The organism is Bacillus sp. SSR7 (genome assembly GCF_055902415.1).
The window spans coordinates 219,968-238,726 of record NZ_JBVVXV010000005.1 but is presented as its reverse complement, the minus strand read 5'-3'; the positions used below and the strand labels follow the sequence as shown (position 1 = coordinate 238,726).

Here is an 18,759-nt window from a genome sequence, read left to right as displayed (position 1 = left end):
AATATGTAATTCTTTTCTACCCCCTTATCATTTTCAACATAAAAAATTCATTCGTCTCGATTTTCTTTCCCAATATTGCAGTTCATACAACAATCATGTAGCATTACCGTATCGATGTAATGGTTCATCATCTTAAACCTTTTGACTAATTTTTTGGAGGTAAAGTGATTGAAATGAATAAACAAGAACAATTAAATGTTATAAAAAAAGATTTTATTGATTCTCAAAAAGTATTATTGGCAATTGGCGATGAAACACGTCAAGCTATTTTGTTAGTTCTCATGGAAACGGAATGTCAAACCGGATTACGTGTAGGAGAAATCACGAAACAAACACACCTTTCTCGGCCAGCGGTATCACATCACCTAAGGATTTTACGGGAAGCCGGTATTATTTTAATGCGAAAAGAAGGTACAAAAAACTTTTATTATATTGATATACGTACAAAATTAAGTTTATTAAAAAATCTTGTATTAGATATTGAAAAGCTATTGCACAACTTTTATCCCACTTTAACGGGCAGTAAGACCCCACCTCAAAATTCAGCGAAAGCAAAGAATTTAGATAGGGGATCAACTGCCCATAAAGGTGCGATTGGTGAGGGCTGATAATCAGTGGGGGATGAAGAACCCCCCCCACTGATTAAAGTTTCACTTTATTGAAATTTGGAGGTATAAGAAATGAAAGCGATGATAATTGATAAGTACGGAAAAGTCCCAATGCGTATGGCCGAGGTACCTACTCCTGAAATAAATGAGTATGAAGTGCTCGCAGAAATTCATGCAGCTAGTATTAATCCAATTGATTTTAAAATACGCGATGGAAAGGTAAAAATGTTACTGAAATATGAAATGCCGCTAATCCTTGGGAATGACTTTTCCGGTGTCATTACGAAGGTTGGATCAAAAGTAACTCGTTTTAAAGTCGGTGATGAAATATATGCTCGTCCAAGAAAAAATAAGATTGGTACTTTCGCGGAATATATAGCCATTCATGAAGATGATATAGCCTTAAAACCGAAAAATTTAAGTTTTGAGGAAGCTGCTTCAATTCCACTCGTTGGCTTAACATCCTATCAAGCTTTGCATGACATCATGCACTTACAAAAAGGTCAAAAGATTTTAATTCACGCTGGATCTGGTGGTGTTGGTACTTTCGCAATTCAGTTAGCAAAAATAATGGGTGCTACTGTTACAACGACTGCTAGTGAAGCTGGTGCGAATTTAGTAAAGTCACTTGGTGCAGATGAAATTATTAATTACAAAACAGAAAAATTTGAAGAAATACTAACAAATTATGATGCAGTATTTGATACAATTGGCGGTACAACACTTGAAAAATCATTCAACATTATAAAAAGCGGTGGCAACATTGTTTCCGTTTCAGGTATGCCGAATGCTCGATTCGGTAAAGAATTCGGTTCAGGATTTTTCAAAACTCTCTTATTTTCATTAGCAAGCAAAAAACTTACTGCACTTGAAAAAAAGCATAATGCGCAATATTCATTTTTATTTATGAAGCCAAGCGGCGATCAATTACGCACTATTGCAAACTATATTGAAGCTGGCAAAATCAAACCGGTAATCGATCGCGTTTTCCCTTTTGAAGATGCTCAAAAAGCAATGGAATATTCAGAGGCTGGAAGAGCAAAAGGAAAAATAATTGTAAAAATGAAATAATAATAAACCCTCCATTTTCTTAAAATGGAGGGTTTAAATTTGCTGTTAAATAGACATAGTGCAGTGGAGTCCTTACAATAGATTGCAAGGGGAAATATCATATTATACTTTTAGCTAATTTTACAAAGAATACATACGTACAAATACATAATAAAAAAATAAACAAGGAGGAGATAAAATGACTAAAAATAATGAAGCAGGTTGGAATTTAGACAATAGTTATGCTACTTTGCCACATTCATTTTATACAGAAATCCCCCCTACTCCCGTAAGTTCACCGGAGTTAGTTAAACTAAACCATTCACTTGCGATATCTCTTGGCTTTAATCCGGAAGAACTGAAGAAAGAAACTGAAATTGCGATTTTCGCCGGTAATGCACTACCAGAAGGAGCTCATCCATTAGCTCAAGCATATGCTGGTCATCAATTTGGACATTTTAATATGTTAGGCGACGGTCGTGCTCTTTTAATTGGTGAACAAATTACTCCTTCAGGTAAACGTTTTGACATTCAGCTGAAAGGTTCTGGCCCTACTCCTTATTCACGCCGCGGTGATGGTCGTGCCGCACTCGGTCCGATGCTACGTGAATATATTATTAGCGAAGCAATGTATGCACTTGATATCCCAACTACCCGCAGTTTAGCAGTTGTCACAACTGGTGAACCAACCTATCGTGAAACAAAGTTACCTGGAGCTATTTTAACTAGAGTCGCAAGCAGCCATATACGCGTCGGCACATTTCAATATGCTGCAGCTCGCGGCTCAATCGAGGATCTTCAATCGCTAGCTGACTATACAATAAAAAGACATTACCCAGAAATTGAAGGTCATGAAAACCGATATACTGCATTGCTACAAGAAGTCATCAAAAAACAAGCAAGCCTCATCGCTAAATGGCAACTTGTTGGATTTATTCACGGTGTAATGAATACTGACAATATAACGATTAGCGGTGAAACGATTGATTACGGCCCTTGTGCATTTATGGATCATTACGACCAAGGAACTGTATTTAGCTCTATTGATACACAAGGCCGCTACGCATATGGAAATCAACCATATATGGCCGCATGGGACCTCGCGCGATTAGCAGAATCTTTAATACCAATCCTACATGACGATGAGGAAGAGGCATTAAAAATTGCTCAAGATGAAATTTCAAAATTTAGCGTACAGTATGAAAACCATTGGTTCCTTGGAATGAAAAAGAAATTAGGACTATTTAGCAACGAGGAACAAGATCACTCACTTATTGAGCAACTTTTAAAAATGATGGAGAAATATAAAGCGGATTACACAAATACATTCCGTTCATTAACTCTTGATACGTTAGAAAATACCCCTCTATTCGATAGCGGTGAATTTAAAGAATGGTACAAACTGTGGCAATCTCGATTAGAAAGACAGGAAGAATTGAAAGAAAATGCCTACGAAATGATGAAAAATAATAACCCATCCATCATCCCTAGGAACCACCGTGTAGAAGAAGCATTAGAAGCAGCTGTTACAAGTGGAGATTATAGCGTAATGGAGCAGCTTCTTGAGGCTCTAGCAAATCCTTATGCATATTCTACAGATCAAGAAGAATACTGCGTTCCACCTGCGCCTACGAATCGTCCTTATCGTACTTTTTGTGGGACTTGATTGTTTAATCTGTAAAAAGGTGTGTTCATACAAATTGTGTGAACGCACCCTTTTTTATATTTTCACCTCTCAACTAGAAATTTAAAATGCCCCCTCCCCCGACACCTTTTCTTTACTCCAAAACAAATTAATACTATTCCAATCGGCTTACTGAAAAGTTTGTTAAACAAATATTGAGAAATAAAAATCGTATTTCTAAATATTGTTATTTTTGATACTATATTTTATAAGAATATTCAAAAAGCGAGGGGATTTCATGAACGTTCAACTACAAGGTAATGAACAAATCACACAATTATTTAATGATTGGTATTTAGCTATGCTAAAACAAGATGTGTCCCAGGCAACAAACTTAAAGCATGAAATTGAGGAAAAAGAACTAAACTTTGAAGAAGATGAAAACTTAGCATTATACTATTCTCTACTAGATTTTCGTTTCAAAGTTTTAACTGATGGTTTAAGCATCACAAAAGACAGTTTCAATAAAATAGATTCTTACGCGATTTCACCTAATCACCAACTTTCTTACTACTATCATTTATTTAAAGCGATTCATGCTACTTTAACAACAAATTATAATTTAGCAAGTGAACATTACGAAAATGCTGAAAATCTATTAGTTAATGTTTCAGATAAACTAGAGGAAGCTGAGTATAATTACCGATTCGCTATCTTTAATCAACATTTTTATAAACCGATTGATGCAATTCAGCAAGCAACAAAAGCCAGAAACATCTTCATGACTGAAAATGGATTTGAGATAAAGTTAGCACTTTGCGACAATATAATAGGTTCCTCATGTGTATTCCTAAAACAATATGAACAAGCAGAGGAAAAGTTCAATTCTGCTCTTTCAATTTTACAAAAACTAAACGAAAAGGATTTAGTATTAAGCGTTCGCAATAATCTAGGTTGGCTCTATGCAAGTCAAAACCTGTCTTCTCTAGCGATTCGACATTTATCAGAGGTAACAACCAAAGTGCCTACACACTTTAAAGCACTCTTTTTACAAGCCAGAGAGCATTATAAACTTGGTGAAATAAACATTGCTGAAGAATTTATTAAAAAAGGATTGGGAGTTTGTACAGAACTAAACAATATTGAATATATACTTCATTTTAAAATTTTAAATTCCCTTAACAATAATGAGACAACTGAAGATCTAGAAAAGATTATTCTTGAAGGAATTACGTATTTCGACAAAGAATCTTTATATAACTACACTCAAGAATATTCAGAGAAATTAGCAACTAAATTTTATGATGAAAATAATCATGTGAAAGCGAGTGAGTATTTTCATAAAGCGTTACAAGCAAAAGAAAAAACGTTTGAGAAAGGAGCTCTAAAATGATTAAAAAAATTAGTTCTGTCGTTCTAGGACTGTCTGTTATCGGTATTATTTCTATTGGGATAAATAGTTCTTTTACATATCAAGCAAGTCACGCCGATCTCCCTGCACCACAAAGACCTGATTTTGTTCAATCTGTTGACGTAAGTAAAGACTACAACTCAACCACAGCTGAAAAAACACTTTAAAGAACGAAAGACCTTCATTTAAGAGGGTCTTTTTTTAATGCGCTTATTTAGATGTAATCGAATACTTCTTCATACAGAGGTTTCCATATGCCTCCGACGGGATTCGAACACGCTTCCCTACGGAATTTCACCGACAGGAATTCCACCTGTCTCAGCTTATTTGCTTTTCGGTGCTTCTGAAACCTTCGCCTTGCGACCCGGTGCGACATGTTTTCCGGCGCTCTTCCCTTCTAGAGCTACCGAGGCATTTTTCTTGCAAGTAAAATATATTTCTACAAAATTAGTAAATCACCTTTATTTTACCAAACTCATTTTGTTTCTTTCATCAATTCCGCAATCCCCTTACTCCCCTCACTACCAACCTTCTCAAGCTTCTCCACAACTAATTTTCTTCTTTCCACAGAATGATTTTGACTCAACTTCGCTTTTCCTTCTATTTTATTTATCTTTATTTTGAACCCAACTATTCCCTTACTTAATCCTGCCATATAATTCGGATCTACATCGTCTAATGAGTACGTGCTCTTTGAAACTTCATATTTATGTACTAATTTTTGAAGAGAGTCTATTAATTCCTGTTCATCTTCAACAATTTCTAATTCACCATATACATGCACCGCAACGTAATTCCATGTTGGCACCGCATTGTTTGTTTCATACCATGACGGTGAAATATAACTATGTGGCCCTTGAAATATAGCAAGTACTTGTTGATTCCCACTATCTTTCCACTGGTCATTCGGACGTGCGAAGTGACCATGTAACGTGAGTTTTTCTCTATTTAGCAATAATGGTAAATGCGTTGCATAGGGTTCCCCATTATGTTGAGAAAATAATGTCGCAAAGCTATTTTGTTCAATTATTTCGTAGTTCATCTCTTCATCTTGTATTGCAAAGTATTTTGGTATGTACATAATCTCCCTCTTTTCCGGTCTTTTATTTCTCATTATATTTAAATCTCGTAGCATTCAACAGGGCCAGTTTGTATTTGTTTTATAATGGCAGCGTTCTACTTCAAAAAAATAAGCAGCATGTATTCCATGCCGCCTTAGTTTATTTCTTCTAATATATTTGTAATAAATTTCGTCTTACCTTCACTATAGCTCGTTCTACTTTTTGATTCTCTTGCTAACTCTTCCTTTAAATGTCCATATTCAACAGCAACACCGTCATGTTCACGAAGGTAATCACGAAACGCTATATGTCTTCTTAACTCTTCACTTTCTTTATCACACACATACAAATGATGTTCCATCCAATCTGTATTTTCTCCGTCCCACGGAACAAAAGCGTCCTTTCTGCCAAACGCCTCTCTCCCTTTGCAACTCCATTCTGCCTGATGATAGTATCCTATTGCTTCAAGCTTTGTTACTACTTCTGGAAAAAATTTATAATCTTCCATTACAATATCAATATCTAATATTGGTTTTGCTGCAAGCCCTTTAATAGATGTACTCCCAACATGTTCAATGGATAAAATGCTGTCTTCCATTACATCGTTAATGAGAGTTTGTAGCTTATTAAACTCACTTTCCCATTTGATGTTATATTCTTCGATAGTAATTCTCTGTTTCAACGTATCCCTCTCCTCAAAAGCAATTATAATCTTTGAATATGGGTATCCTTAAAATCCGTCTCATATTTCAACCCATATCCAAACATTCGATCCATTCCGATATGTGCTGTCCATATTAGGCCAATCATAATAACGGTATCTATCTTAAAATAAACACCAATGATAACAATTAATATCGATATGATATATGTGTGAAATAAATTATAAATGTTAGCCCCAACATGATTATTGATCCCATACGCTAACATAGATAAATCTGGCGCTAATAGGAATATCAAAAATATAATCCAACTAAATTCATTTAATGAATACATATAAATCGCAGCTACGAATACAACTAAGCCTTCAAAATGTACAATGAGTTTTTGCATTCTTTTTCATTCCTCAATTCCAACTACAAATTGCTCTCCTATTTTTCTATAATTACCGATATATTTTCATTACCAAAAGTATCCTTTGCATTTTTTGACCAGATGGTTGCTAATACTGGTCCTGCAATGTTATGCCATACTGCAGCTAATACACTTGGGAGTGCGGCAGCTGCTCCAAAATGTGCAGTTGCTAGCGCAACACCTAAACCTGAATTTTGCATTCCTACTTCTATTGAAATAGCCCTTCTTGTCCCTTCGTCTAGTCTAAGTATGAATGCTGTTATATATCCGAGTAAAAAACCGAAAGCATTATGAAGCATAACGGCAATTAAGATAAGAAGGCCTGAAGAAGTAATGCTACTTACATTCGCTGAAACAACTGCAGAAACAATAATAATAATTGCTAAAACTGATATGAAAGGGATAACGGTCATTCCCTTCGTAACAGTTTTAGGGAAAAACTTCTTCACTACTAATCCTAGAATAATCGGTATGATAATGACTTGTACGATAGAAAGAAACATGGACATAGCATTCACTGGCATCCATTGTCCTGCAAGTAATAATAAAATAAGAGGTGTAGCAATTGGTGCTAGTAACGTTGATAATGACGTCATTGCAATAGACAACGCTAAGTTCCCTTTTGCTAAATAAACCATAACATTTGATGCAGTGCCACCCGGTACTGAACCGAGCAACACTAAGCCAGCTGCTAATTCGGCTGGCAGATTCATAACGTAGGCTAGTACGTATGCGACAAGTGGCATAATAATGAACTGAGCACATACACCGATAATAACTGGTAATGGTTTTGTAGCTATGATTTTGAAATCAACAGCTTTCAATGTTAATCCCATCCCAAACATGACAACCCCAAGTAAAATCGTTATGTAACTAGTTAACCCCAGAAATGGAGTAGGAATAAAATATGCAATAGCTGCAATACAAATAACCCAAAATGCAAAATATTTTCCAGCTATATTACTTATCGCTTCTAGTACTTTCACCCCATCATCCCCTATCCTTTAACTGAAAAACTTTATTCGGATTCAAAATATTTTGCGGATCAAGAGCTTTCTTTATTTTTTCCATTACGAGTAATGCCGCCCCATGTTCTTCTTCTTGATACTTCCGCTTTCCGATTCCAACGCCATGTTCTCCCGTACACGTTCCCCCTCGTTTAAGAGCATATAAAACGATACTTTCATTTATTTCGTCTGCCTTTTCCACTTCTTCTTTATCATTAGGATCAACCATTAAAAGCACATGGAAATTCCCATCTCCTACATGACCAAGAATACCACCAACAAGACCAACCTTATCTAATGTCTCTTTCGCATGTTGAATTGCCCCAGCCAATTCTGAAATTGGTAAACATACGTCTGTACTCATTAATTTTTTACCAGGATAACTATGCACATAAGAGTACGCTAAGTTATGTCTTGCATCCCACAGTTTATTTCTCGCTGCTGTCTCCGTCTCAAACGCAACTTCTTTACATTTATGATCAAAAACAATTTCTTTCGTAAACTCAATATCTTGCTTTAGCCCTGCTTCATTACCGTGAAACTCTAAAAACAGCGTAGGCTCTTCTCTGTAACTTGTTTCACTATAATGATTGACTTGTTTCATAGATAGTTCATCAACGAGTTCAATTCTCGCAATCGGAATACCCGCTTGTAATATGTTAATAACAGCTTCTACTGCATCATTTATAGCCGGAAACGATGCTCTTGCGGCCATAACATGCTCTGGTATACCGTATACTTTTACAGTTAATTCCGTAAAACATCCAAGCGTCCCTTCTGAACCTACGAAAATACCATTTAAATGATAACCTGATGACGACTTTGCTGCTAAATTCCCGGTATGTATTACTTCTCCATCAGCAAGAACGACTTCTAAATCACGAACTTGATCACGCATTACCCCATACTTAACCGCTGTCGTTCCGCTTGCATTTGTAGCAGCCATTCCCCCTAACGTTGCATCTGCTCCTGGATCCACACTAAAAAACAATCCATACTTTTTCAATTCTTTATTAAGCTGAGAGCGAGTCACTCCCGGCTGTACTCTCACAAGAAAATCTTTCTCTCTTACTTCGAGTATTTTATTCATAAGCGAAAAGTCCATTGTAATTCCTTTTTCATATGGGATAACATGTCCTTCTAAACTAGATCCTACCCCAAAAGGAACGACAGGTTTTTTATACTCACTCGCCACTTTCATGATCCTACTAACCTCTTCAGTCGTTTTTGGAAAAACAACTACATCAGGTAAACTACTAGCATGATAAGATTCATCTTTACTATGTAACTCTCTTACTGTTGTATTTATTACTACTCGATCTTCAGGAAGTATGCCTTTTAACTCATTTACTACATGCTCCATTGTTATTTCCATAATCAACTCTCCTTTTTAATTTTAAAACAAGTATACCATCTTTATACAAAATAATTAGAAAAATAAGACTTTTCAACCTAAACAAACAAAAAAAAGAACCTGCAGCACACACTGCAAGTTCTTTTTACTATATTTTAAACGACTTCTTTATTAACAACATAAACCAAATTAAAGTAACTGCCATCAACGAATGAGAAAAACCAACAATATAAGTTAACCCTTTAAAATCCGCTCCATTTAACTGAAGAAGCCCTCTTGCTGCCAATGAACCTAACATTAAAATTAATGCGATATTATGTACAACAAACCACTTATTAAAACTTTTCGCTTCATGAAACGCGAATACTTTTGCTAATCCTAAAGCAATTAAAAAGAAGAAAAAGCCAAGTACAAGTGTATGGGTATGCAAAAGATTTAACAAAGTGGATCCTAAAATCCCTTTATACTTACCATACTCCCTAGCGAAAATCCCGGATAATAAACCGATAATCAAATACGTAAACGATGCATTATATAATTTCTTCATTATATACCTCCTTGAGTAGAATATGTAGTGTGTCATATTTAGTAATAATGATAGTTATATAGTAAAAACTCCTAGTCACCTAGGAGTCATTGTATAAGCATCTCACTCTTTACAATCAAATCTAATTATAAAATATCCTTTTATACAAAACAAACGAACTTTATGTGAACAAACAAAGCTCCATTAAAATATGTTGCACTTTTGTATTTCGCAATCCATACTAATTGTTATAACTTTTAAAGGTGGTGCAATAGATTGATAGTTCTTGAAACTGAACGACTCACTCTTCGTTGGCTTGATATAAAAGACGCTCCGTTTATTCTCGAGTTAGTAAACGATCCTGCATGGATTCAGTATATCGGTGATAAAAGGATTAAAAACTTAGAAGATGCAAAAAAATACATCTTAAACGGACCCGTCGATATGTATAATAAAATGGGCTTTGGTCTTTACTTAGTAGAACGAAAAGAAGATCTCACTCCACTCGGTATGTGCGGTCTTATTAAAAGGGAGTCATTAGAACATGTTGATATCGGATTTGCCTTTTTAGAGAAATTCCGTTCGAAAGGATATGGCTACGAGTCAGCTTCTGCTGTAATCGAATACGGAGTACAAAAACTAGGTCTGAAACGAATTGTAGCAATTACTACTATAGATAACATCAATTCAGGAAAGCTTTTAGAAAAAGTAGGATTGCAGTTCGAAAAGATCATTTCGGGCTCAGGAGAAGATTTAAAATTATTCGGCTATAACGCGTAAAAAAGATTTTGAAAGAAAAACCCTTGATTTGTCTACGCTAAGCAGAAAATCAAGGGCTTCATTTATGTTCTAAGGGGGCGTAATGATCGAATAGAATGGGAACTGTTAATATCGAATTTATATTGACCTAAGAAATTTATATGCTCCCAACCTAAAGGTGAAATATGGGCACGTAAAGACTCCTGATGTTTTCCTACTTCCATCATATGCTCAATCGCTCGGGATAAATATATGGTATTCCAAATGCTAATTGCATTTATAATAAGATTTAATGCACTGGCTCGCTGTAATTGGTCTTGCAGTGCACGCTCTCGAAGTTCACCATGTTTTCCAAAGAAAATAGCTCTTGCTAAGGCATTCACTGCTTCTCCTTTATTTAATCCCTTTTGAATGCGCCGACGTAACGTTTCACTAGAAATATAGTCTAAAATAAATAAAGTTTTTTCAACTCGTCCCATTTCTCTTATCGCTTTTGCAAGACTATTCTGCCTAGAATAAGAACCAATCTTCCCCATAATAAGAGACGCAGACGCTGTTCCTTCCCGAACGGAATGTGCTAACCTTAACACATCATCGTAATTCTCTTGAATGACTTTTTTATGAATCCTTCCGCGTAACAATTTCTCCATATCAGGATATTGTTCAGGCTTTTCAAATGTGTAAAGTTTCGAGTCCAAAATATCTCTTAATCTTGGGGCAAAGCGATACCCTAGCAAATGATTAAGACCGAATACTTGATCTGTATATCCAGCTGTATCAGTATAATGCTCTTCAATATGTAAATCTGTTTCGTGATGTAGTGAACCATCAATGACATGAACGGCATCCCTAGCATTCGTATTAATCACTTTTGTATAAAGTGAAACTTTAATCAGTGGGGGTTTTCTTCATCCCCCACTGATTATTAGTTGAACCAATCGGACTTTTATGGGCAGTTGATCCCCCACCTAACTTCTTTACTTTCGCTGAATCTTGAGGTGGGGGTCTTACTGCCCATTAAAGTGGGATAAATGGTAGCACCTTTACCTGTTCCGTAATGTAGATTTGCGTCTGCATGTAAAGATGAAACCCCAATTTGCATGCGCATCCCATCTGAAGACGAAGTGGTACCACCTCCCTAATAAGAAGCTAAATCTAGTTGGTGCTAGTAATTTACTAATGTTGCTTGTGCCTTATTCATTGAATCTTCACCACTCGTTTTTTATCGGACTTCTTTTTACTGTACTTTTATTTTCTTTATGAGTTATTAGAAAAATAATTGTCTATATAAGTCTTTATTTTTTCAAAATCCTTTTCCATAAATAAGATTGCTGGTACTTCAATTATTGGAAGATTATTTTCATTATCAAAAGGTGGACACGGTTTGGGAACTACCAAATAGTCAACTAAGTTTTTATCCCTAATATAATTAATCGAAACATCATAATACTTAGAAAAATATTCCTTCAAATCATCCTGATTCCTTAAAAATGGTAGAGAAAATATTGAACCATAATTTATACCAGCGTCGACAATTAATACAAAGCATATTTTTTTCATGATACACCCTCCTCGTATAATAAGTTTTAAGTTAATAACTGTTCCTTGAAAATTAAATAGTTTTTATCTTCAAGAGCTACATCAAAAAAATGATGTATGGGTAAAATTTAGTCTTGGATACTGGGGGATCCCCCCAGATAATGGAAGTATGGAAATGGATCCATCGGGAATATGCTTACTCCTCCTGTAGTTCGAGCACGTTAAAAGACTGTGACCCAGGCCAAAATGCACTGCATACGCACAAGCTGTATCGGTTTCCTTTTTCTTTATATTCAATTAAATTATATCATTATTTTACATAAATTTACAGAATTTGTTTTTTTATTTTATTGGTAAACTTATGCTTAGCATGAATTGGAGGGATATATATGATAGATTAATAATTTCAAGAGAAAACTATTCAAATAAGATTGGAGAGCTTGTAACAATGCTTGAACATACAAGAGATGTTACATTGAGCGAAATCTCCAATTTAAACCAAAGGGTGCTTTACTTGAGAAAGTCACTAGAAGAATCAAATGATAACTATGAACTTCCCCCAATTGCTAGGTTTTGTTTAACAATTGGGGCAGTTCATTTATAGCGCATAGGTAATCAGCTTTTTGTTAATCATGCGGTAGATATTTTTAACTAAAAAACCAATAATGGAAATATACTACAGCTTATGACCCGTTTTTACACATATCTCGGCTGAGCCCCTGATAATCTTTATATTCATAAAGATTATCAGGGGTTCAGCTCTTGTTGATATGCTTGAGTTAGAGGCAAAAAGATTAAACTTTTTAGAGATTATCACAGAGGCCAGTATTACTGCCAAGTCATTCTTTAAACACAAAGGGTACCACGTAATCTGTTCACAAATTATAGAACGTAAGGGCATTAAATTAACTAATTATTGAATGGCTAAAAAGATAATAGTATATTTTCACTCTACTACTAGCTATATACTCTATAAGGGCACCCATATTTTGAAACCACAATTTATACCAAAGTAGCTGTTTGGCCCCAGGTTAAAAAAACAACTATAAATTCATCACTAAGCTAAAAACCGATTTCCTTAGCGTACAGGAAATCGGTTTTTTCTTTGCTAGAAGTTGCTTAGCGTATAATTTCCGCGTTTCGTCGGGAGGACCCCATGCCCATCAAGCTAAGTAAGTAAATTACTAGGTACGAAATGATCCTTGTTTCAAAACTAGCAAGTGATAAAAAAGTAGGCATGCTAAAGAAGCCTATTAAAATGTGATTTTTTCGCTAGGCAACTTGTCTATGCTTTAATGTCGTTTTATACACAATCCCTAGAATATCAAAGACGGTCACCTTCTTATGCCTATGACATTTACGACCGTTCTTTTTGAACAGTTGATAAAGCCGATGTAGAATTTTTAAAAGTGCTTCTGTGCCAACAGCTATCGCTTGAAACAGTAACAGAAAGTAATCTTTAATTATATAAATCGCTTTATATTCACTCAGTTCCTGCTTTTTCTTTTCAAGCAGAAACTGAAGCATTTGAAACATCGTAGAAGAACAGAGGAGAATGCTGATGAGTTGTCCATATAAATGGCACTCTAGACGTTCTCTTTTTATATTTTTACATTCATCAATTTCAAAGAATGACTTCCATGTTTTAAATAAAATTTCAATCTGCCAACGCAAAGAATACCAGTCATGTACCTGTCCCATCGGGACAATATCTGTAGGGGTGTTTGTCATATATACATTGATACCACTGAGTCGTTTACTACGAGAAGAATACTTCATTCCTTTCTTTTTTTCTCTTACAGCTTGATCTTGTAATCGTTTTTGTTGTTGTTCTTCTGTTAGCCGATGAACAATCACACGAGTTGAGACTTTATCATTCATTCCTACATAAGCGTTGAATATTTCACATGTTTGTCCTGGTTGAAAAGAGTTCATTAACGTTTCCATATCTATCTGTATATACTCTGTACCTTTCTTGATTCTGCCATCTTGAAAATAATCAGGGTTAGGATTTTTTGATAAATACGTGTATTCGATTTGATACGTGAGATATAATATGCCTTTTTATCTTGTATATGTTGAAGATCTTTCAAGTGAAAATAACCTAAATCACGGATACATAAATCATTCGCTGTCACAGTTGGGGCACATAGAGAACCATAGGTTCGATCATGTTGTTTACCTGGGCCTGTATGAATATGTAGGAACTGCCCACTTAATAAATCATACTCAAGCTGAATCTTCATCCCAGCTGTATGACTGCATCCTCCTGCACCTGGATAAACAGATGAAAATACATCGGGAAGTTGAAAGGCAGTTGAATCTAGGATACGAATACGCTTGAAAATAGAAGCGTATGGAGAAGTGAGCATCTTAGTTGAAGATAACTTTTGATTGAGAAGTTCGGCTAACACTTGTTGTAGAAATTGCACGACTGTGGCATTAAATCGTTGATGCTTCTAAACAGCTACATAAATGAGTTAAAGAGGTTTTAGCGACATTTTGACTGATCCATACACATAAAGCGACTAAATCTTTTGCTTGATACTTACTGGTTCTTTGTACAAAACCAACATTTCTAGCAAGATCTCGTAAGAAATTTGGAGATAAAAAGTTTTGAATCTCTTGAGCAAATAGTTGTAATTCATCCGATACAGAAATAGACATACAAAAAACGCCATCCTTTCCTATGATTCTACAGAAAGGATAACGCCTTTTTTGCTTTAGAGGTAGTGCAAAAACTTAGCTTTATAGCGATGGAACAGAATCCCTATAAAGATTTTTAATGTAATAAAATACGTTTATGTTACTATTGCATATTTCATCTCCTATTCCTTTGCTAAATGCCATTTAATGATATGTCCAGCGTGTGTAAGACCTCCTCCAAACCCATAGAGTAAGAGAGTGTCCCCTTTTTTCACCTTTCCTTCATTCATACCTATGTCTAATGCTAATGGAATGGAGACAGAAGAAGTATTTCCCATGTATGTTACACTTGTTAACGTTTTATCCAGTGGGAAACCTGATTTTTCACATATAGATTCAATCATTCGTAAATTAGCACTATGTGGAATAAACCAGTTCACCTCTTCCAGCTGTAACTCTGCTTGACATAACAATTCTTTGATACCAATTGGTAGTGTCCGTGCTGCCCACTTATATACTTCTCTTCCATTTTGAACTATCTTCCCATGTGTTCTTAAAGGATTTCCAAACATGGTAGTAGATAAATTTTTACGATATACATGCATGCCTCCTTCCCCATTTGTCCCAATATGGGTAGCTATAAAGCTAGACTCTTCTTCATCTTTCTCTACTAAAACAGCTGCGGCTCCATCTCCAAATAAGATACATGTAGTTCGATCTGTATAGTCTGTAATCTTAGATAAGGTTTCTGTCGTTACAATTAAAATCTTGCGATGAAGGCCAGATGTAATTAAACCATTCGCCAGATGTAATCCGTATGTAAAACCAGCACAAGTCGCATTGAAATCAACAGCACCTGTATGTTGAATATTAAAATACTCTTGTATTTGGCAGGCTACACTTGGAAAAGTGTAGTCAGGCGTAGTTGTTGAAATGAGAATACAATCCACGTCGACAAGACTTTTATGATAACGTTCCACTAAGTTTTCAATAGCTTTAAAAGCTAATGTAGAGGCATATTCGTTATCACCAGTAATTCTTCTTTCCTTCATCCCAGTTCTTTGTACAATCCATGCATCATTTGTATCTACTAATTTTTCTAAATCATCATTGGTCAGCTTTTTTCAGGTACATAGGTACCAATAGCTGTAATTCTTGCTTTTGATTGCATACATTTATCCCCCTTTACTATTTTCACACTTAGTTATATAATCAAACAATAGTACTAGGTACTAATTGTTGTAAATATTCTGACATTTTATTTCTGGAAATTAAACTAACTAAAATATCTAGCTATGGTATAAAGGAAAGACATTCATGCTCAATATTCAACAAATTGAAGAAATTATTCCCCATCGTTATCCCCTTTTATTAATTGATCGGATCATTGAAGTAGAAGAAGGAAAGCGTACAGTTTAGATCTAAAATGTTGTAACTAATGAAGGATTTTTCACCATTCATTTTTCTGACTATTCAATCATGTCCAGCATCCTTATTGTAGATGCCCTTTTAACATGAATAAATAAGTAGAAGTTTATTGAAAAAGTTTCTGGAGAAGAACAATGCTAAAACCCTGTATTGATGTAGAAAAAAAGAAATTCAGAATAATGTAAAGGGAGAAGAGTGATGATTGATATTTTTAAAATTTTTGCTGCCTTAGCTTTGGGCTACTTTTTAGGCAGCCTTAATACAGCGGTGATTGTAGGGAAAATATACGGAAAGGACATAAGAAACCATGGAAGCAAAAGCGCCGGGCTTACCAATACCCTGAGGGTACTTGATAAGTCTGCTGCAGTATTTGTTCTTGCTGGAGATATATTAAAAGGGATAATTGCCTGTTTTATAGGATTGTTCCTTAGCGTTTACTTTTATTCAGGAGAGGCTAAAGATTGCGTAAGCCTTTTAGCGGCAGGCGCAGGAGTGATTATAGGACATAACTGGCCGATATATTTTGGTTTTAAAGGGGGCAAAGGAGCACTTACGGGAGTAGCTGTGATGTTTATGATCAACTGGGTTATGGCCATTTTATGCATTTGTTTTTTTGTGATGATAGTAGTTTTTACCCGTTATGTTTCTTTAGGCACAATATGCGCTACAATGCTTTTTGCAGCCATCTCATTTGTTCCAGTTTTCGGGAATACCATATATTTTTATATATTTGCTTTCCTTATGACGTTTATAGTTATTTTCAAGCATAGAGAAAATATAAAAAGGTTACTTTCAGGAACAGAAAATAAACTTATTTTTTCGCGGCGTTGAGCATGTCGTCAAAATGGAAAAAATTTAAAGTTAGTTAACCGTTTAAGGAGGACGGCAACGATTCTTTACTTTTGGAGCCACTCAAGAAAAATGTACTTTATAATCCTATTTTTGGTATATCTCCTACCTTAGTAGCAATAAAGGGTTAATATACGTCATCACATCATGCGTAAATATTAACGTACACATTGAATAGAAGAAATCAAAAAATACGTTATCCTTTCCTATGATTCTACAGAAAGAATAGCGTATTTTTTATTTTAGGGGGGTATTTTGTTTTTTTAGCTTGATAGCGATGTGGTGCTACCCCATTTACCCAACATCAAAAATTTTTATGACTGGGACCAAAACATTATATTAATACATAAAACGCTCAGAACGACCAAATTACTAAAGAATAGCACTACTTTCCGGCTTCTCTATGAATATATAGCAGCCCTCTAATGATGGATTATATATAATGGCAAGAATAATTCTCTTAGAATTACTATCTCAGCAATAATTAGGGAAGTTTCATTTTCTATAACTATTTAGATTGAGCTCTCCTTAACTGCGGTTTCCCTTACTATTCCTTTTTAACTTAAATTTCTATTGCAATAACTATCGGATAACCTGTAGATATAAGAGAATCTCTCATGGTTAGGTTACTTAGATTTTTTTAATTCTTTGTTTGCTTTATCAATTAACTTAGAAGCAGTCTCTAATCTTTCAACCCCTGCATCAACTTCATTTTCTTTACCCTTATCTAAACCTTCTTGTATGATTGCCACTCCATCTTTTACATGAATCATCGCTACACCTACATTATGTTGTACAGGGTGATCTTTTTCTTGATACTCTAACTTACTTATTTTGTCCACTAACTCTAAATATGGTTTAGATACTTCTTTTAACTTTTCTGACTTTTTCTTCATTGACTTGCTACTTTTTACAATACCGTCTATTCCCTTAGATTGTTCGGAGAAATCTTTCATTAAATATTCTAGGTTTTTACTGAAGTCTTCTTTTTTATTCTGTTTAACAGAAGCTTCCATTGCTTCATCTTTCTTAACCTTTGTCTCACATCCAACCCCAGTTAACATTAACATTGGAACTACTACAAAAGATAAAATTTTACGTTTCATTGACATATACCCCTTTGTTTTAGAATGCTTTTTCTATTCTTCCAACTTATTTATTAATTTCCATCTATTTAATGTCTTTCATCAACTCGTTGGCTTCATCTATCTTCTTAGAAGCTTTGACTACTGCATCATTACCTATTTCTATTAATTTTCTATCTTTTAATTCTAGACCATCTCCAATTGATTTAATTGACATATCTAATAACCCCATAGCAGTATCCATTGTAAACTGCACATCTTTATACTTTTCGTCATGCTTTAACTTTTTAACCTTTTCAGATGTTTCAAGTAAGTCCTTAGAAGCTAAATCAAATTCTTTCTTCTTCTCTTCTACTGACTTTTGGCCTGTTAATATGTCACTTACGACCTTGGACTGTTCAGAAACATCTTTCATCAGATAGGCTAAGTTTTCTTCATAGTCCTCTTTCTTATTTTGCTCAATAGAAATTTTACTGTCTACTTGTTTTTCTTTTGTAGTACACCCTGCTGCTCCCCCTGCTACAAACATAAGTGAAAATGCTAATAATATTAGATTCCTTACCTTCAAACCCCTACACCCCTTCTGAAAAATTGTAAGTAATTAACATATGAAAACATAACATAAATTACGTAAATAGACTATAAAAAAATAGCGATTCTTACGATAAATTTTAAGCGTTCTAACAACTTTAAAATATGTATCCCAATTTAAAATATCTGGTTCCATATACTTTTTTA

Annotated in this window: 15 protein-coding genes and 5 pseudogenes; 8 read left to right on the top strand and 12 right to left on the bottom strand. The window is 34.9% G+C overall.

Annotation, left to right across the window (positions count from 1 at the left end; translation table 11 throughout):
* Positions 1–164: 164 nt before the first annotated feature.
* The 5 genes and pseudogenes from AC0NJG_RS12585 to AC0NJG_RS12565 form a co-directional block, all read left to right on the top strand.
* A pseudogene (locus AC0NJG_RS12585) lies at positions 165–506 on the top strand (ArsR/SmtB family transcription factor); the annotation flags it as partial.
* Between the two features lie 174 nt (positions 507–680).
* The gene (locus tag AC0NJG_RS12580) at positions 681–1,679 is read left to right on the top strand and encodes an NADP-dependent oxidoreductase (RefSeq protein ID WP_087995653.1); all 999 of its coding nucleotides are present in this window, start codon (positions 681–683) and stop codon (positions 1,677–1,679) included.
* A gap of 178 nt (positions 1,680–1,857) precedes the next feature.
* Positions 1,858–3,324, top strand: a complete 1,467-nt coding sequence (locus tag AC0NJG_RS12575) for a protein adenylyltransferase SelO (RefSeq protein ID WP_474063116.1) — start codon at positions 1,858–1,860, stop codon at positions 3,322–3,324.
* A gap of 256 nt (positions 3,325–3,580) precedes the next feature.
* Positions 3,581–4,675: a response regulator aspartate phosphatase gene (locus AC0NJG_RS12570; RefSeq protein WP_474063115.1), complete on the top strand. Its 1,095-nt coding sequence runs from the start codon at positions 3,581–3,583 to the stop codon at positions 4,673–4,675.
* Positions 4,672–4,860, top strand: coding sequence for a Phr family secreted Rap phosphatase inhibitor (locus tag AC0NJG_RS12565; RefSeq protein WP_000592021.1), 189 nt, complete (start codon positions 4,672–4,674; stop codon positions 4,858–4,860). Before AC0NJG_RS12570 ends, AC0NJG_RS12565 begins: the two co-directional genes overlap by 4 nt.
* Before the next feature lie 308 nt (positions 4,861–5,168).
* On the opposite strand, the gene AC0NJG_RS12560 is transcribed toward AC0NJG_RS12565, so the two are convergent.
* The 6 genes from AC0NJG_RS12560 to AC0NJG_RS12535 all read right to left on the bottom strand — a co-directional run bounded on the left by AC0NJG_RS12560 (position 5,169) and on the right by AC0NJG_RS12535 (position 9,736).
* The gene (locus AC0NJG_RS12560; protein WP_474063114.1) at positions 5,169–5,774 is read right to left on the bottom strand and encodes an FMN-binding negative transcriptional regulator; all 606 of its coding nucleotides are present in this window, start codon (positions 5,772–5,774) and stop codon (positions 5,169–5,171) included.
* A 134-nt stretch (positions 5,775–5,908) separates the two neighbouring features.
* Complete coding sequence (locus AC0NJG_RS12555) at positions 5,909–6,436, bottom strand: GrpB family protein (protein WP_071722740.1); 528 nt, start codon at positions 6,434–6,436, stop codon at positions 5,909–5,911.
* A 23-nt stretch (positions 6,437–6,459) separates the two neighbouring features.
* On the bottom strand, positions 6,460–6,807 hold the full coding sequence (locus AC0NJG_RS12550) for a DUF4260 domain-containing protein (protein ID WP_071722738.1): 348 nt from the start codon (positions 6,805–6,807) through the stop codon (positions 6,460–6,462).
* 38 nt (positions 6,808–6,845) lie between these two features.
* Positions 6,846–7,814 (bottom strand): bile acid:sodium symporter family protein, encoded by a 969-nt coding sequence (locus AC0NJG_RS12545; RefSeq protein WP_087954722.1) that lies wholly within the window; start codon positions 7,812–7,814, stop codon positions 6,846–6,848.
* Positions 7,815–7,818: 4 nt separating this feature from the next.
* Positions 7,819–9,210, bottom strand: a complete 1,392-nt coding sequence (locus tag AC0NJG_RS12540) for an FAD-binding oxidoreductase (protein ID WP_087995649.1) — start codon at positions 9,208–9,210, stop codon at positions 7,819–7,821.
* 127 nt (positions 9,211–9,337) lie between these two features.
* Positions 9,338–9,736, bottom strand: coding sequence for a DUF2871 family protein (locus AC0NJG_RS12535; protein WP_087954720.1), 399 nt, complete (start codon positions 9,734–9,736; stop codon positions 9,338–9,340).
* 255 nt (positions 9,737–9,991) lie between these two features.
* On the opposite strand from AC0NJG_RS12535, the gene AC0NJG_RS12530 reads away from it, so the two are divergent.
* Positions 9,992–10,495 carry a GNAT family N-acetyltransferase gene (locus tag AC0NJG_RS12530; RefSeq protein WP_087954719.1) on the top strand — a complete coding sequence of 168 codons (504 nt, stop codon included), beginning with the start codon at positions 9,992–9,994 and terminating at the stop codon, positions 10,493–10,495.
* A gap of 62 nt (positions 10,496–10,557) precedes the next feature.
* Here AC0NJG_RS12530 and AC0NJG_RS12525 read toward each other — a convergent pair.
* The 4 genes and pseudogenes from AC0NJG_RS12525 to AC0NJG_RS12510 all read right to left on the bottom strand — a co-directional run.
* A pseudogene (locus AC0NJG_RS12525) lies at positions 10,558–11,684 on the bottom strand (transposase); the annotation flags it as partial.
* 47 nt (positions 11,685–11,731) lie between these two features.
* On the bottom strand, positions 11,732–12,034 hold the full coding sequence (locus tag AC0NJG_RS12520; protein WP_474063113.1) for a hypothetical protein: 303 nt from the start codon (positions 12,032–12,034) through the stop codon (positions 11,732–11,734).
* A gap of 1,251 nt (positions 12,035–13,285) precedes the next feature.
* Positions 13,286–14,680, bottom strand: a pseudogene (locus tag AC0NJG_RS12515) (IS4 family transposase).
* 161 nt (positions 14,681–14,841) lie between these two features.
* A pseudogene (locus AC0NJG_RS12510) lies at positions 14,842–15,830 on the bottom strand (beta-ketoacyl-ACP synthase 3).
* A 146-nt stretch (positions 15,831–15,976) separates the two neighbouring features.
* Here AC0NJG_RS12510 and AC0NJG_RS12505 point away from each other — a divergent pair.
* Both AC0NJG_RS12505 and plsY read left to right on the top strand, forming a co-directional pair.
* Positions 15,977–16,168 (top strand): annotated as a pseudogene (locus tag AC0NJG_RS12505) (hotdog family protein); the annotation flags it as partial.
* Positions 16,169–16,285: 117 nt separating this feature from the next.
* Positions 16,286–16,918, top strand: coding sequence for a glycerol-3-phosphate 1-O-acyltransferase PlsY (plsY, locus tag AC0NJG_RS12500; RefSeq protein WP_087954715.1), 633 nt, complete (start codon positions 16,286–16,288; stop codon positions 16,916–16,918).
* Between the two features lie 644 nt (positions 16,919–17,562).
* Here plsY and AC0NJG_RS12495 read toward each other — a convergent pair.
* On the bottom strand, positions 17,563–18,048 hold the full coding sequence (locus AC0NJG_RS12495; RefSeq protein ID WP_143881386.1) for a hypothetical protein: 486 nt from the start codon (positions 18,046–18,048) through the stop codon (positions 17,563–17,565).
* A 58-nt stretch (positions 18,049–18,106) separates the two neighbouring features.
* Entirely contained in the window at positions 18,107–18,589 is a 483-nt protein-coding gene (locus AC0NJG_RS12490) for a tungsten formylmethanofuran dehydrogenase (protein WP_143881387.1), read from the bottom strand.
* Between the last annotated feature and the right edge of the window lie 170 nt (positions 18,590–18,759).

Coding starts and splice junctions, on each gene's coding strand:
- AC0NJG_RS12580 (WP_087995653.1), top strand. CDS start 681: ATGAAAGCGATGATAATTGATAAGTACGGAAAAGTCCCAATGCGTATG.
- AC0NJG_RS12575 (WP_474063116.1), top strand. CDS start 1,858: ATGACTAAAAATAATGAAGCAGGTTGGAATTTAGACAATAGTTATGCT.
- AC0NJG_RS12570 (WP_474063115.1), top strand. CDS start 3,581: ATGAACGTTCAACTACAAGGTAATGAACAAATCACACAATTATTTAAT.
- AC0NJG_RS12565 (WP_000592021.1), top strand. CDS start 4,672: ATGATTAAAAAAATTAGTTCTGTCGTTCTAGGACTGTCTGTTATCGGT.
- AC0NJG_RS12560 (WP_474063114.1), bottom strand. CDS start 5,774: ATGTACATACCAAAATACTTTGCAATACAAGATGAAGAGATGAACTAC.
- AC0NJG_RS12550 (WP_071722738.1), bottom strand. CDS start 6,807: ATGCAAAAACTCATTGTACATTTTGAAGGCTTAGTTGTATTCGTAGCT.
- AC0NJG_RS12540 (WP_087995649.1), bottom strand. CDS start 9,210: ATGGAAATAACAATGGAGCATGTAGTAAATGAGTTAAAAGGCATACTT.
- AC0NJG_RS12535 (WP_087954720.1), bottom strand. CDS start 9,736: ATGAAGAAATTATATAATGCATCGTTTACGTATTTGATTATCGGTTTA.
- AC0NJG_RS12520 (WP_474063113.1), bottom strand. CDS start 12,034: ATGAAAAAAATATGCTTTGTATTAATTGTCGACGCTGGTATAAATTAT.
- plsY (WP_087954715.1), top strand. CDS start 16,286: ATGATTGATATTTTTAAAATTTTTGCTGCCTTAGCTTTGGGCTACTTT.
- AC0NJG_RS12495 (WP_143881386.1), bottom strand. CDS start 18,048: ATGTCAATGAAACGTAAAATTTTATCTTTTGTAGTAGTTCCAATGTTA.